Below are 13,517 nucleotides of genomic sequence, written 5' to 3' on the forward strand. Positions count from 1 at the left end.
AGGCCCGATACGAGGGTGCAGCGCAGCAATATTCCGCATTGCGAGAAAAGATCTCACAATTCGAAAATTTTGTTGCGCGTGGCCGTACACGATCATTACAATCCGTCGGAGCTTGCCCGCAGCCGGCCGCGTCGCGTCGTCTGCACGAGAGCGATCCTCACATTCCAGGACCCAGGAGACGAGAATGTCCGCTGTACCGAACGAAGTGATGAAATATGTCGCCGCCGATCGTGACGACGACCCGCAAGAAACCGTTGAATGGCTCGAGTCGCTCGACGGCGTGATCTCCTCCGTGGGCACCGGCCGCGCGCACTACCTGATCGAAAAGCAGATCGAATTCGCCCGCATGCACGGCGAACACCTGCCGTTCTCCGCCAACACCCCGTACATCAACACGATCCCGGTCGAAGCCCAGGCGAAGATTCCGGGCGACCAGGACGTCGAGCACCGCATCCGTTCGTACACGCGCTGGAACGCGCTGGCGATGGTGCTGCGCGCAGGCAAGGACACGAACGTCGGCGGCCACATCGCGTCGTTCGCATCGGCCGCGACGCTCTATGACGTCGGCTACAACCACTTCTGGCACGCGGCGTCGGACCAGCACGGCGGCGATCTCGTGTTCGTGCAGGGCCACTCGTCGCCGGGCGTGTACTCGCGCGCGTTCCTGCTCGGCCGCCTGTCGGAAGAGCAGCTCGACAGCTTCCGCCAGGAAGTCGACGGCAAGGGCATCTCGTCGTACCCGCACCCGTGGCTGATGCCGGACTTCTGGCAGTTCCCGACCGTGTCGATGGGTCTCGGCCCGATTATGGCGATCTACCAGGCACGCTTCATGAAGTACCTGGAATCGCGCGGCATCGCGAAGACCGCCGGCCGCAAGGTCTGGGCGTTCCTCGGCGACGGCGAGACGGACGAGCCGGAATCGCTCGGCGCGATCGGCATGGCGAGCCGCGAGAAGCTCGACAACCTCGTGTTCGTGATCAACTGCAACCTGCAGCGTCTCGACGGCCCGGTGCGCGGCAACGGCAAGATCATCCAGGAACTGGAATCGGAATTCCGCGGCGCCGGCTGGAACGTGATCAAGGTCATCTGGGGCAGCCGCTGGGATGCGCTGTTCGCACGCGACAAGACGGGCGCGCTGATGCGTCGCATGATGGAAGTCGTCGACGGCGAATACCAGACGTACAAGTCGGAGTCGGGCGCGTTCGTACGCGAGCACTTCTTCAACACGCCTGAACTGAAGGCGCTCGTCGCCGACTGGTCGGACGACGACATCTGGGCGCTGAACCGTGGCGGCCACGATCCGCACAAGATCTACGCGGCGTTCCACGAAGCGACCAACACGAAGGGCGCGCCGACCGTCATTCTCGCGAAGACCATCAAGGGCTACGGGATGGGCGAGTCGGGCCAGGCGATGAACATCACGCACCAGCAGAAGAAGCTGCCGGTCGAGCAACTGAAGAAGTTCCGTGACCAGTTCCGCCTGCCGATCACCGACGAGCAGATCGCCGACGTGCCGTACCTGAAGTTCGAGGAAGGTTCGAAGGAACTCGAATACATGCGCCAGAAGCGCATGGACCTCGGCGGCTACCTGCCGCATCGCCGCGAGAAGGCGACGTCGCTGCCGGTGCCGGCGCTCGACGCATTCGAGCCGCTGCTGAAGGGCACGGGCGAAGGCCGCGAGATCTCGACGACGATGGCGTTCGTGCGGATCCTGAACATCCTGCTGAAGGACAAGGCGCTGGGCAAGCGCGTCGTGCCGATCGTCCCGGACGAATCGCGTACGTTCGGCATGGAAGGCCTGTTCCGCCAGATCGGTATCTGGAACCAGGAAGGCCAGAAGTACGTGCCGGAAGATTCCGACCAGCTGATGTTCTACAAGGAATCGGAAACCGGCCAGATCCTGCAGGAAGGCATCAACGAAGCGGGCGGCATGTGCGACTGGATCGCGGCGGCGACGTCGTATTCGACGCACGGCGAGATCATGGTGCCGTTCTACATCTTCTATTCGATGTTCGGCTTCCAGCGGATCGGCGACCTGGCATGGGCGGCGGGCGACATGCGCTCGCGCGGCTTCCTGCTCGGCGGCACCGCGGGCCGTACGACGCTGAACGGCGAAGGCCTGCAGCACGAGGACGGTCACTCGCTCCTGTGGGCGGCATCGGTGCCGAACTGCGTGAGCTACGACCCGACGTTCGGCTACGAACTCGCGGTGATCATCCAGGACGGTCTGCGCCGCATGGTGCAGGACCAGGAAGACGTGTACTACTACATCACGGTGATGAACGAGAACTACGAGCACCCGGCGATTCCGCAGGGCGAGCACGTGGCGGCCGACATCATCAAGGGCATGTACGCGTTCAAGAAGGCGGACGCCGACCAGAAGGCGCCGCGCGTGCAGCTGCTCGGCGCGGGCACGATCTTCAACGAAGTAATCGCCGCCGCCGACCTGCTGAAGAACGACTGGGGTGTCGCGGCCGACCTGTGGAGCGTGCCGAGCTTCACCGAACTCGCGCGTGAAGGTCACGAAATCGAGCGCTGGAATCTGCTCCATCCGACCGAAGAGCGTCGCCTGTCGCACGTGCAGAAGTGCCTGAAGGACACGCAAGGCCCGGTCATCGCATCGACCGACTACGTGCGCGCGCTGGTCGACCAGATCCGCGGCCAGATCGATCGCCGCTTCGTCGTGCTGGGCACGGACGGCTTCGGTCGTTCGGACACCCGCGAGAAGCTGCGTCACTTCTTCGAAGTCGACCGTCACTGGGTCACCGTCGCCGCGCTGAACGCGCTGGCCGACGAAGGCACGATCGAGCGCAAGGTGGTCGCGGACGCGATTGCCAAGTACAACCTCGATCCGTCGAAGCCCAACCCGATGACCGTTTAACGCACACGCGCCGTGTGATGCCGCGCGCCGCTTCCGGGAGGGGCGCGCGCGGCCATGGAGACACAAAAAGATGAGTCAAGCGATCGAAGTGAAGGTGCCGGATATCGGCGATTACAAGGACGTGCCCGTCATCGAGGTGCTCGTGAAGGTGGGCGACACGGTCGAGCCCGAGCAGTCGCTCGTCACGCTCGAGTCGGACAAGGCGACGATGGACGTCCCGAGCCCGGCAGCCGGCACGGTCAAGGAAGTGAAGATCAAGGTGGGCGATTCCGTATCGGAAGGCTCGCTGATCATCCTGCTCGAAGGCGGCGCCGCGGCGCAGGTGAACGGCGCGGCCGCGCCGGCAGCAGCTCCGGCTCCGGCTCCGGCGGCAGCGCCGGCACCGGCAGCAGCCGCGTCGGCTGCCGCTCCCGCTGCGTCGGGCGGCACGCTCGAGGTGAAGGTGCCCGACATCGGCGACTACAAGGACGTCCCGGTGATCGAGATCGGCGTGAAGGTCGGTGACACGGTCGAGAAGGAGCAGTCGCTCGTCACGCTCGAATCGGACAAGGCGACGATGGACGTGCCGAGCCCGGCCGCTGGCGTCGTGAAGGAAATCAAGGTCAAGGTGGGCGATTCGGTGTCGGAAGGCACGCTGATCGTGCTGCTCGACGCCGCTGGCGGCGCGCCTGCCGCCGCGCCGCAGGCGAGCGCACCGGCTCCGGCCGCTGCCGCGCCGGCACCCGCCGCCGCACCGGCTCCCGCGAAGGCCGCACCGGCTCCGGCTGCTGCCGCGCCGGCCGCCGCACCGTCGGGCGAGTATCGCGCGAGCCACGCATCGCCCTCCGTGCGCAAGTTTGCGCGCGAACTCGGCGTCGAAGTCGCACGCGTGCAGGGTAGCGGTCCGAAGGGCCGTATCACGAAGGAAGACATCACGGGCTTCGTGAAGGGCGTGATGACGGGCCAGCGCGCAGCGCCGGGCGCGGCAGCCGCGCCGGCAGGCGGCGGCGAGCTGAACCTGCTGCCGTGGCCGAAGGTCGACTTCGCGAAGTTCGGCCCGTTCGAGGCGAAGCCGCTGTCGCGCATCAAGAAGATCTCGGGCGCGAACCTGCATCGCAACTGGGTGATGATCCCGCACGTCACGAACAACGACGAAGCGGACATCACCGAGCTCGAAGCGCTGCGCGTGCAGCTGAACAAGGAGCACGAGAAGGCCGGCGTGAAGTTCACGATGCTCGCATTCGTGATCAAGGCGGTCGTCGCCGCGCTGAAGAAATTCCCGACCTTCAACGCGAGCCTCGACGGCGACAACCTGGTGTTCAAGCAGTACTACCACATCGGTTTCGCCGCGGACACGCCGAACGGTCTCGTCGTGCCGGTGATCCGCGACGCGGACAAGAAGGGCCTCGTCGACATCGCGAAGGAAATGGCCGAGCTGTCGAAGGCCGCGCGCGACGGCAAGCTGAAGCCGGACCAGATGCAGGGCGGCTGCTTCTCGATCTCGTCGCTCGGCGGCATCGGCGGCACCAACTTCACGCCGATCATCAACGCGCCGGAAGTCGCGATCCTCGGGTTGTCGCGCGGTCAGATGAAGCCGGTGTGGGACGGCAAGCAGTTCGTGCCGCGTCTGACGCTGCCGCTGTCGCTGTCGTATGACCATCGTGTCATCGATGGCGCGGAAGCCGCGCGGTTCAATGCGTATCTCGGTGCGTTGCTCGCCGATTTCCGTCGCATCATTCTTTGATGAGCGGGGAGCGTGCTCGCGGGGCGTGGGTTTTCTTTCGGTGATCCACGCCCTGTCGTTGAACTGGCTTTCTTGACGGTGTGCTAGCGTCGCCCCTGCGCGGGGCGGCGGTCACTTTTCTTTGTCTTCCAAAGAAAAGTAACCAAAAGAAAGGCGCGTCCTTGGGCGGACGGCAAAGGTGGTCCTGCCCAAGTGTGCGTTCTCTTGTCAGGCCGTAGTTCTTCCGCGAGCGGCTCCCTCTCTGTCTGCAGCTAATCAAGAAGGGGACAGTAATGAGTCTCATCGAAGTCAAGGTTCCGGATATCGGCGATTTCAGCGGCGTCGATGTCATCGAAGTCAACGTCAAACCCGGCGACGTGATCGAAAAAGAGCAAACGCTCATCACGCTCGAATCGGACAAGGCCTCCATGGAAGTGCCCAGCGACGTCGCCGGCACGGTCAAGGAAGTCAAGGTCAAGGCCGGCGAGAAAGTCTCGCAAGGCACGGTCATCGCCATCGTCGAAGCTTCGGCAGGTGCCGCCGCTCCGGCGAAAGCAGCCGAACCCGCGAAGGCCGCAGCACCGGCTCCGGCCGCTGCGCCCGCCGCCGCTGCGGCACCCGCGCCGCAAGCCGGCAGCTACGGCGGCTCAGCCGACATCGAGTGCGACATGCTCGTGCTCGGCGCCGGCCCCGGCGGCTATTCGGCCGCGTTCCGCGCAGCCGACCTCGGCATGAAGACGGTGCTGGTCGAACGCTACTCGACGCTCGGCGGCGTCTGCCTGAACGTCGGTTGCATTCCGTCGAAGGCGCTGCTGCACACGGCGCTCGTCGTCGAGGAAGCCGAAGCGCTCGCGGCGCACGGCATCTCGTTCGGCAAGCCGCAGGTCGATCTCGACAAGCTGCGCGACTTCAAGGGCGGCGTCGTCAAGAAGCTGACGACGGGCCTCGCCGGCATGGCGAAGGCGCGCAAGGTCGAAGTGGTCACCGGCGTCGGCGCATTCGTCGATCCGTATCACATGGAAGTGCAGGGCGAAAACGGCAAGAAGGTCGTCAAGTTCAAGCAGGCGATCATCGCCGCCGGCTCGCAGGCAGTGAAGCTGCCGTTCATGCCGGAAGACCCGCGCGTCGTCGATTCGACGGGCGCGCTCGAACTGCGTCAGCTGCCCAAACGCATGCTCGTGATCGGCGGCGGCATCATCGGCCTCGAAATGGCGACGGTGTACTCGACGCTCGGCACCGAGATCGACGTCGTCGAAATGATGGACGGCCTGATGATGGGCGCGGACCGCGATCTCGTGAAGGTCTGGGAAAAGTACAACGCGAAGCGCTTCGGCAACGTGATGCTGAAGACCAAGACGGTCGGCGCGGAAGCGAAGGAAGACGGCATCTACGTGAAGTTCGAGGGCGAGAAGGCGCCGGCGGAAGCGCAGCGCTACGACCTCGTGCTCGTCGCGGTGGGCCGCAGCCCGAACGGCAAGAAGATCGGTGCCGACAAGGCCGGCGTCGCGGTCACCGACCGCGGCTTCATCGACGTCGACAAGCAGATGCGCACGAACGTCCCGCACATCTTCGCGATCGGCGACGTCGTCGGTCAGCCGATGCTCGCGCACAAGGCCGTGCATGAAGGCCACGTCGCAGCGGAAGCCGCACACGGCGAGAAAGCATACTTCGACGCGCTGCAGATCCCGTCGGTGGCGTACACGGACCCGGAAGTGGCCTGGGCCGGCAAGACGGAAGACCAGTGCAAGGCCGAAGGCATCAAGTACGGCAAGGCCGTGTTCCCGTGGGCCGCATCGGGCCGCGCGATCGCGAACGGCCGCGACGAAGGCTTCACGAAGCTGATCTTCGACGAGGAAACCCATCGCGTGATCGGCGGCGGTATCGTCGGCCTGAACGCGGGCGACCTGATCAGCGAAGTGTGCCTCGCCGTCGAGATGGGCGCGGACGCGGAAGACATCGGCAAGACGATCCATCCGCACCCGACGCTCGGCGAATCGGTCGGCATGGCCGCCGAGCTGTACGAAGGCGTCTGCACGGACCTGCCGCCGCAACGCAAGAAGTAACGCGACCGGCATGGCCGGCCTCGTGCCGGCCACGAAAAAACGCCGCCGCCCGGGATATCCGGACTGCGGCGTTTTCTTTTGCCGCAGCCGACGGCAGTGCCCCAACGCGCCGGCGACGACCGGATGCCCGGATGTTCCGACGCCGGAAACGAAAAAAAGCCGCGCAGTGCGCGGCTTTTTCAGGAGCAGGGGACGCTTACGCGGCCGGCTTCCTCGAACGGCGCGATGCAGCAGCGCTCGCAGCCTTCGTCGCGACAGCGGCAGCCGCGTTGAAGTTCGTTTCGGCGATCTCGACGGCTTGCTTGGCAGCCTTCTGGACCGTTTCGTACGTCGTGTTCGCTGCGTTCAGTGCCGACTTCAGGGCGGCGACAGCCGTTTCCGAACCGGCCGGGGCGTTCTTCGCGACGTTGTCGACGAGCGCCTGGACCTTCTTGTTCTGCTCTTCGAATTGCGCTTCGGCAACCTTCGCGAACTCGGCTTGCGTCGACGAGGCGATTTCATACAGGTGACGGCTGTACGACAGCACCTTTTCCGCGACCGGCTGCGACAGGCTCGCTTGCAGCGCGATCAGTTCCTGCGCGTCCTTCACCGACAGCAGGCGCTGCGCGTTTTCCTGGCTTTCCGCCAGCGACGACTTCACGACCTGCAGGTTGAGTTCGATCAGCTTTTCGACGCCTTCGAACGCCTTGGTCGTCAGACCGAACAGGCTTTCGAGGTTGGCTTTCTGTGCGGCGGCGATTTGCTCGGGGGTCAGCAAGGACATGTCAAGCTCCTGAAAAGCGATCGCGTCGATCGCAGGGTAAGGGGCACTACGCTGGGGAACCACGGATCCGCGTGCTTTGTGCAACGCAGCAATGAGTCGTATTTTAGGGCAGAGAAAACGCTTGTCAAGTACTTTTTGTGCGTTGCACAATCGCGACAAATTATCGATAAAACAACGAGTTATCAGGCCCATCCGGAATCGGTTTCAGGCGTGATCCCACATGGTGCGCACCGGGCCGGGGAAGGCGCGGCGCACCATGATCATGCACAGGTAAACCTGACAGGCATGTGGAACGTTATGGTTCTGTTCCTGTCGAAAAGCGCGCCGTTTCACTGCGCGTGCCGTGGCGATGTGCCGCCGCCGCGGTCGACACCGGTGCCGCAGGCACACCGAGCGCCGGGTACGTACTTTCCCCGCTTTAATTCGTCGCCAAAGTGACGTTATCTCAATTAACCGTGTGGTAATCGGGAGACGGGTGCTGTCGGGCAGCGCATCTCATCAATTTTTTCGATGGGAGCGGGAGGGTTGATCGACTCGTCGTTGGTCAACTCTTACATTCCGGTTTAACGACGATCGGTAAGTGCCTAATATTGCTCTTTTTTTCAGCTTTAACTACACTTGCGGAAACTCCCGCCCGCTTTGTCCAGACCCCAATGAAAGCCGAATCGTTTTCACCGCGCAGATTGTTGCAGAGCATGACGCTCGGCACGGCTGTGTCGGTCGCCGTCGCCTTGCTGGCGACCGCTGCGTCCGTCGCACCCGCTGACGCCTTTGCCGCCACTGCGAAGACACACCAGGCCGCCAAGAAAGCCGCTTCCACTTCTTCGGCGAAGAAGAAGACGGTGAAGGCCGCCTCCGCGAAATCCGCCAACGTCGCGTCGGCCGATGCGCCGAAGGCAACGCGCAAGCGCGCGACGCTCGCGTCGAACGTGCACGGCCACCGCGGTGCGGTGCGCAAGGTCGCGTTCCAGCCGCGTCGCCCGACGGTCGGTCAGGCATTCGGCCTGCACGACACGCCGGACGCGCTTGCGCTGCGCTCGAGCGTCGCGTACGTCGTCGACCAGAACACCGGCGAGCCGCTGTTCGACAAGAATTCGCACGCCGTCGTGCCGATCGCGTCGATCTCGAAGCTGATGACGGCGATGGTCGTGCTCGACGCGAAATCGCCGATGACCGACCAGCTCGAAGTCACCGACGAAGACCGCGACTACGAGAAGGGCACGGGCTCGCGCCTGTCGGTCGGCTCGGTTCTGTCGCGCGAGGACATGCTCCACATCGCGCTGATGGCGTCGGAAAACCGTGCCGCTGCCGCGCTGTCGCGCTACTACCCGGGTGGCCGTCCCGCATTCATCGCCGCGATGAACGCGAAGGCGAAGTCGCTCGGCATGAACGACACGCACTTCGAGAATTCGACGGGTCTGTCGAGCTCGAACGTGTCGAGCGCGCGCGACCTCGTGAAAATGGTCAACGCGGCGTACCAGTACCCGATGATTCGCCAGTTCTCGACCGACCGCACGTACGACGTCAATACGGGCAAGCGCAATCTGGTCTACAACAGCACGAACGCGCTGATCCGCGGCAACGGCTCGTGGGACATCGGCCTGCAGAAGACGGGCTTCATCAACGAGGCAGGCGAATGTCTCGTGATGCAGGCGACGATCCACGGCCGGCCGATGGTGATGGTGCTGCTGGATTCGTTCGGCAAGTACTCGCGTTTCGCCGACGCGGCGCGCCTGCGCAACTGGCTCGACGCCGGCGGCGGCGAGCGCTTGACGGCGGCCAACACGGCGAGCGGCGGCACCTGATCGCGCCACGGCGGTTCGCCGCCGTACCGTCGCCGCAAAGAAAAAGCCCCGCAATCGCGGGGCTTTTTTTCGTCCGGCCGCCGTGCGGCGGGCGGTGCGGGTCATGCGTGCCGTTGCAGCCCTTCGGCGTCCTTCGCGGGCTCCGGCCGATAGCCGAGCGATTCAGAAATGGTGAGGGCGGTGCGGCTCAACTGGCCGAGCCACGCGTCCTGCAGGCGATCGGCCGGTGCCGACAGCGAGAGGCCCGCGACGAGCTTGCCCGAGTCGTCGTAGATGCCGGCCGCGATACATCGCACGCCCAGCTCCAGTTCCTCGTTGTCACGCGCGCACGATTGCTGGCGCACGAGCGTCAGTTCGCGCTCGAGCTTCGCGATGTCGGTAATGCTGTTCTGCGTATGGCCGGACAGCCCGGTGCGCGTCGCGTAGGCGCGCACGCGCGACGTTTCGTCGACCGCGAGAAACAGCTTGCCGACCGACGTCAGGTGCAGCGGCGCGCGGCCGCCGATCGCGCGGACGACCTGCATCCCCGAGCGCTCCGAATACGCACGCTCGATATAGACGATCTCGTCGCCCTGGCGCACTGACAGGTTCACGGTCTGCCCGGTGAGACGGTGCAGCTCGCGCATCGGCATCAGCGCGGCGTCGCGTACCGACAGGCGCGCCTTCACGAGGTTGCCGAGCTCGAGCAGCCGCATGCCGAGCCGGTACGTGCCGGGGTCGGAGCGGTCGACGAGGCGGCAGGTCACCATGTCGTTGAGGATGCGGTGCGCGGTCGACGGATGCAGCTCGGTGCGCTGCGCAAGCTCTTTCAGGCTGACGGGGTCGCTGTGCGCGGCGAGCGCGTCCAGCAGCCGCATCATGCGTTCGATCACCTGGATCGACGTTTTGGAATCCGGGGTGGGTTGGCTCATGTCGGGGGAGAATCGGTTGACGCATCAAGCGGTGGTTGCGTCGATTGTATCTCGTATCGTGAAAAAAGCGAACGCCGTTCGAGGAAGTCCTCGTTTCCGGCCGTGCGTGCTTGCGCGCGCGCCGGCGTTGGTCTTGCCGGCCAAACGGCGGATAATGAGAGCCGTTTTCTCGAAGGAGCGCATATGCGAGTCGGTTTGTTCGTGACCTGCCTGGTCGACCTGATGCGTCCGGAAATCGGTTTTTCCGCGCTGAAACTGATTCGCGAAGCCGGCTACGAGGTGTTCGTGCCGCCCGCGCAAACCTGCTGCGGCCAGCCGGCCTACAACTCGGGCGACCGCGCGCTCGCACGCGATCTCGCCGAAAAGACGCTGCGCGAGTTCGAGCAGTTCGACTACGTCGTCGCGCCGTCGGGCTCGTGCGGCGGCATGATCCGCGCGCACTACGGCGACCTGTTCCGCGACGACCCCGAACTGATGGGGCGCTATGCGCGATTTCAGCAGAAAGTCTATGAACTGACCGATTTCCTCGCGAACGTCGCGAAGGTGACGCTCGCGCCCGGCGAATTCACGGGGCCCGTCACCTATCACGACTCGTGCTCGGGCCTGCGCGAGCTCGGCGTGAAGGCGCAGCCGCGCGCGTTGCTCGCGCAGCGCGGCGTGGCCGTCACCGAGATGAAGGACTGCGAGCACTGCTGCGGCTTTGGCGGCACGTTCGCGGTCAAGTACGGCGACATTTCGGCGGCCATCGCGGACGAGAAATGCGCGAACGTGCGCGCATCGGGCGCGGGCGCCGTCGTGCTCGGCGATCTCGGCTGCATGTTGAACATCGAAGGGCGGTTGCGCCGCACGGGCGACCGCGACACGCGCGTGCTGCACGTCGCGCAGGTGCTGGCGGGCGACGTCTGACGCCCGGTTCCGCTCACTTTTCCCGATACCGCGATGCAAGTCCAATCGATGCATTTCAAGGCCCGTGCCGGCCAGAAGCTGGCCGACCAGCGCCTGCAGCAGAACCTGAAGAAGCTGTCGACGAAGTTCGTGTCCGCACGCGCCGACGCGATGACCGCGATCGACTTCCAGGCGACGCGCGCCGCGCTGAAGGCGCGCCGCGACCGTGCGCTGGAGAATCTCGACGTGTGGCTCGAGGCGTTCGAACGCGAGGCGACGCGGCGCGGCACGACGGTGCTGTTCGCGGAAACGACCGCCGACGCCGCGCGGCTCGTCGCCGACATCGCGCGACGCCACGACGTGAAGAAGGTCATCAAGACGAAGTCGATGGTGTCCGAGGAAATGCGCCTGAACGCGGTGCTCGCCGAGATGGGCGTGCAGTCGATCGAGACGGACCTCGGCGAATACATCCTGCAGATCAACGACAACGAGCCGCCGAGCCACATCATTGCGCCCGTCGTGCACAAGGACAAGGACGAGATTGCGGACCTGTTCGCGCGCACGCACCACCGCGAGCGGCTGACCGAAATTCCCGACATGACGCGCGAGGCGCGTGAGGTGCTGCGTCCGCATTTCCTGTCGGCCGACATGGGGGTGACGGGCGGCAACTTCGTGATCGCCGAGACGGGGTCGGTCGCGGTCGTCACGAACGAAGGCAACGAAGGGATGTGCACGGTGATGCCGCGTGTGCATGTCGCGGTGACGGGCATCGAGAAGGTGCTGCCGACGCTCGAGGATCTCGCGACCGCGATGCGTCTGTTGCCGCGCTCGGCGACCGGGCAGAAGACCTCGAACTATTTCTCGCTGCTCACCGGGCCGCGCGGCCCCGGCGACGAGGACGGTCCGGAGCACAACTACGTGGTGCTCGTCGACGGCGGTCGCACGGGACTGATCGGCGGCCAGTTCCAGGAGATGCTGCGCTGCATCCGCTGCGGCGCCTGCATGAACCACTGCCCGGTATATCAGAAGGTCGGCGGGCACGCGTACGGGTGGGTCTATCCGGGCCCGATGGGCTCGGTGCTGACGCCGAGCTACGTGGGGCTCGACCGAGCGCTCGACTTGCCGCAGGCCGCGACGCTGTGTGGCGAATGCGACAGCGTGTGTCCGGCCGGGATCCCGTTGTCGCACTTGCTGCGCACGCTGCGCGAGAAACAGGTCGAGCGGCATCTGAGGCCGTGGCGCGAGCGCGCCGCGCTCGCCGCGTGGGGCTTTGTCGCGCGCCGGCCGATGCTGTACGCGCTCACGACCAAGCTCGCGGTGCGCATCCTCGAGCGGCTGGGCGGCAGCGGCGGCACGCTGCGGCGCCTGCCGATGATGGGCGGCTGGATGGATACGCGCGACATGCCGACGCCGACCGGACGCACCTTCCGCGAACTGTACGCGGCATCGCAAAGCCACCTCGGCTGACGACTGTTCATCGAGCGACAACAGTGCGTTCGCTATTCATGTATTTATCTCGATAGGTGCGGTCTATAGAATCCTGCCTGTAGTCCCCGGAATCGGGTTTCGGGGCATGAGGTCAAGGAGCCGCATCATGAGAAAGACAATATCGATGTACTGGCCGCTGGCAATCGTCGTTCCGCTCGCCGCGGTCGCTTATCTGCACGCGATGGCCGACGCGCCGTCGCGTGGCCCGCTCGCCGTTCATCAGGCATCGGCCGAGCTCGCGCGCGCGGTGTCGTTCGGGCTGGTCGGCGACGCGGCGAAGCCGTTGCCGGCCGTATCCGGCGACGTCGTGCTCGCCGCACCCAAGGCGCTGTAAGGCACGCCGCCGTCGCTTTGCGCGGCGGCGCGATTCCGGGCGCCTTTGTATAATGGCGCGTTCTTCTTCCGCGCGGTTCGCCGCGGCTTTTCGATAGTGCGATGACCCGCGTTGCGATCTGTTTCGTCTGTCTCGGCAACATCTGCCGTTCGCCCACGGCCGAAGGCGTGATGCGCCACCAGGTCGATGCGGCCGGGCTGGCCGATCGGATCGCGATCGACTCGGCCGGGACCGGCGACTGGCACGTCGGCGAGCCGCCCGACACGCGTGCGCAGGCGGCGGCCCGCACCCGTGGCTACGACCTGTCGGCGCTGCGGGCGCGGCAGGTGAGCGCGGTGGATTTCGAGCGGTTCGATCTGCTGCTGGCGATGGATGAAGCCAATTTCGCGGAATTGCGGCGGCGCTGCCCGCCCGAGCATCGCGGCAAGGTGCGCCTTCTGATGGAATTCGCGCCGGGCGCGACCGAGACCGAAGTGGCGGATCCTTATTTCGGCGGCGCGCAGGGCTTCGAACAGGTGCTCGACCAGGTCGAGTGCGCATGCGCGGGCCTGCTGGACATCCTCCAGAGCGGCGCCGCACGCTGATCGCGGCGGGGTGTATTCAGCGATCTGCGAATACCCTGTCGAAGACATGGATACTTGACTAAAATCGTCAAATATTTATACTTGACCAAAATCGTCAAGAT

The 13,517-nt window shown here is 65.1% G+C and carries 10 protein-coding genes; 8 read left to right on the plus strand and 2 right to left on the minus strand.

Annotated elements, in window-relative coordinates; genetic code table 11:
* Positions 1-184: 184 nt before the first annotated feature.
* The 3 genes from aceE to lpdA all read left to right on the plus strand — a co-directional run bounded on the left by aceE (position 185) and on the right by lpdA (position 6,646).
* A complete protein-coding gene (gene aceE, locus WS87_RS07000; RefSeq protein WP_059535874.1) occupies positions 185-2,881 on the plus strand; it encodes a pyruvate dehydrogenase (acetyl-transferring), homodimeric type in 2,697 nt (898 codons plus the stop codon).
* Between the two features lie 70 nt (positions 2,882-2,951).
* The gene (aceF, locus tag WS87_RS07005) at positions 2,952-4,604 is read left to right on the plus strand and encodes a dihydrolipoyllysine-residue acetyltransferase (RefSeq protein ID WP_059817851.1); all 1,653 of its coding nucleotides are present in this window, start codon (positions 2,952-2,954) and stop codon (positions 4,602-4,604) included.
* A 272-nt stretch (positions 4,605-4,876) separates the two neighbouring features.
* Positions 4,877-6,646: a dihydrolipoyl dehydrogenase gene (gene lpdA / locus WS87_RS07015; RefSeq protein ID WP_059817849.1), complete on the plus strand. Its 1,770-nt coding sequence runs from the start codon at positions 4,877-4,879 to the stop codon at positions 6,644-6,646.
* A 196-nt stretch (positions 6,647-6,842) separates the two neighbouring features.
* Here lpdA and WS87_RS07020 read toward each other — a convergent pair whose 3' ends face one another.
* A complete protein-coding gene (locus tag WS87_RS07020) occupies positions 6,843-7,409 on the minus strand; it encodes a phasin family protein (protein WP_059817847.1) in 567 nt (188 codons plus the stop codon).
* Between the two features lie 653 nt (positions 7,410-8,062).
* Between WS87_RS07020 and pbpG the strand changes: the two genes are divergently transcribed.
* Positions 8,063-9,214, plus strand: a complete 1,152-nt coding sequence (gene pbpG / locus WS87_RS07025; RefSeq protein WP_059535869.1) for a D-alanyl-D-alanine endopeptidase — start codon at positions 8,063-8,065, stop codon at positions 9,212-9,214.
* A gap of 101 nt (positions 9,215-9,315) precedes the next feature.
* Here pbpG and WS87_RS07030 read toward each other — a convergent pair whose 3' ends face one another.
* Positions 9,316-10,125, minus strand: coding sequence for an IclR family transcriptional regulator (locus tag WS87_RS07030; protein ID WP_059535866.1), 810 nt, complete (start codon positions 10,123-10,125; stop codon positions 9,316-9,318).
* A gap of 183 nt (positions 10,126-10,308) precedes the next feature.
* Here WS87_RS07030 and WS87_RS07040 point away from each other — a divergent pair, with 183 nt between their 5' ends.
* The 4 genes from WS87_RS07040 to WS87_RS07055 all read left to right on the plus strand — a co-directional run bounded on the left by WS87_RS07040 (position 10,309) and on the right by WS87_RS07055 (position 13,416).
* Positions 10,309-11,031, plus strand: a complete 723-nt coding sequence (locus WS87_RS07040; protein WP_044848195.1) for a (Fe-S)-binding protein — start codon at positions 10,309-10,311, stop codon at positions 11,029-11,031.
* Between the two features lie 33 nt (positions 11,032-11,064).
* Entirely contained in the window at positions 11,065-12,477 is a 1,413-nt protein-coding gene (locus WS87_RS07045) for a lactate utilization protein B (RefSeq protein ID WP_059817845.1), read from the plus strand.
* A gap of 127 nt (positions 12,478-12,604) precedes the next feature.
* The gene (locus WS87_RS07050; protein WP_059817843.1) at positions 12,605-12,832 is read left to right on the plus strand and encodes a hypothetical protein; all 228 of its coding nucleotides are present in this window, start codon (positions 12,605-12,607) and stop codon (positions 12,830-12,832) included.
* Between the two features lie 101 nt (positions 12,833-12,933).
* The gene (locus WS87_RS07055; protein ID WP_059817841.1) at positions 12,934-13,416 is read left to right on the plus strand and encodes a low molecular weight protein-tyrosine-phosphatase; all 483 of its coding nucleotides are present in this window, start codon (positions 12,934-12,936) and stop codon (positions 13,414-13,416) included.
* The last annotated feature ends 101 nt before the right edge of the window (positions 13,417-13,517 follow it).

Origin of the sequence: Burkholderia sp. MSMB0856 (assembly GCF_001524645.2) — a bacterium.
GTDB lineage: Bacteria > Pseudomonadota > Gammaproteobacteria > Burkholderiales > Burkholderiaceae > Burkholderia > Burkholderia diffusa.

Excerpts from the sequence above, each read along its gene's own strand:
- aceE (WP_059535874.1), top strand. The coding sequence starts at position 185 with ATGTCCGCTGTACCGAACGAAGTGATGAAATATGTCGCCGCCGATCGT.
- aceF (WP_059817851.1), top strand. The coding sequence starts at position 2,952 with ATGAGTCAAGCGATCGAAGTGAAGGTGCCGGATATCGGCGATTACAAG.
- lpdA (WP_059817849.1), top strand. The coding sequence starts at position 4,877 with ATGAGTCTCATCGAAGTCAAGGTTCCGGATATCGGCGATTTCAGCGGC.
- WS87_RS07020 (WP_059817847.1), bottom strand. The coding sequence starts at position 7,409 with ATGTCCTTGCTGACCCCCGAGCAAATCGCCGCCGCACAGAAAGCCAAC.
- pbpG (WP_059535869.1), top strand. The coding sequence starts at position 8,063 with ATGAAAGCCGAATCGTTTTCACCGCGCAGATTGTTGCAGAGCATGACG.
- WS87_RS07030 (WP_059535866.1), bottom strand. The coding sequence starts at position 10,125 with ATGAGCCAACCCACCCCGGATTCCAAAACGTCGATCCAGGTGATCGAA.
- WS87_RS07040 (WP_044848195.1), top strand. The coding sequence starts at position 10,309 with ATGCGAGTCGGTTTGTTCGTGACCTGCCTGGTCGACCTGATGCGTCCG.
- WS87_RS07045 (WP_059817845.1), top strand. The coding sequence starts at position 11,065 with ATGCAAGTCCAATCGATGCATTTCAAGGCCCGTGCCGGCCAGAAGCTG.
- WS87_RS07050 (WP_059817843.1), top strand. The coding sequence starts at position 12,605 with ATGAGAAAGACAATATCGATGTACTGGCCGCTGGCAATCGTCGTTCCG.
- WS87_RS07055 (WP_059817841.1), top strand. The coding sequence starts at position 12,934 with ATGACCCGCGTTGCGATCTGTTTCGTCTGTCTCGGCAACATCTGCCGT.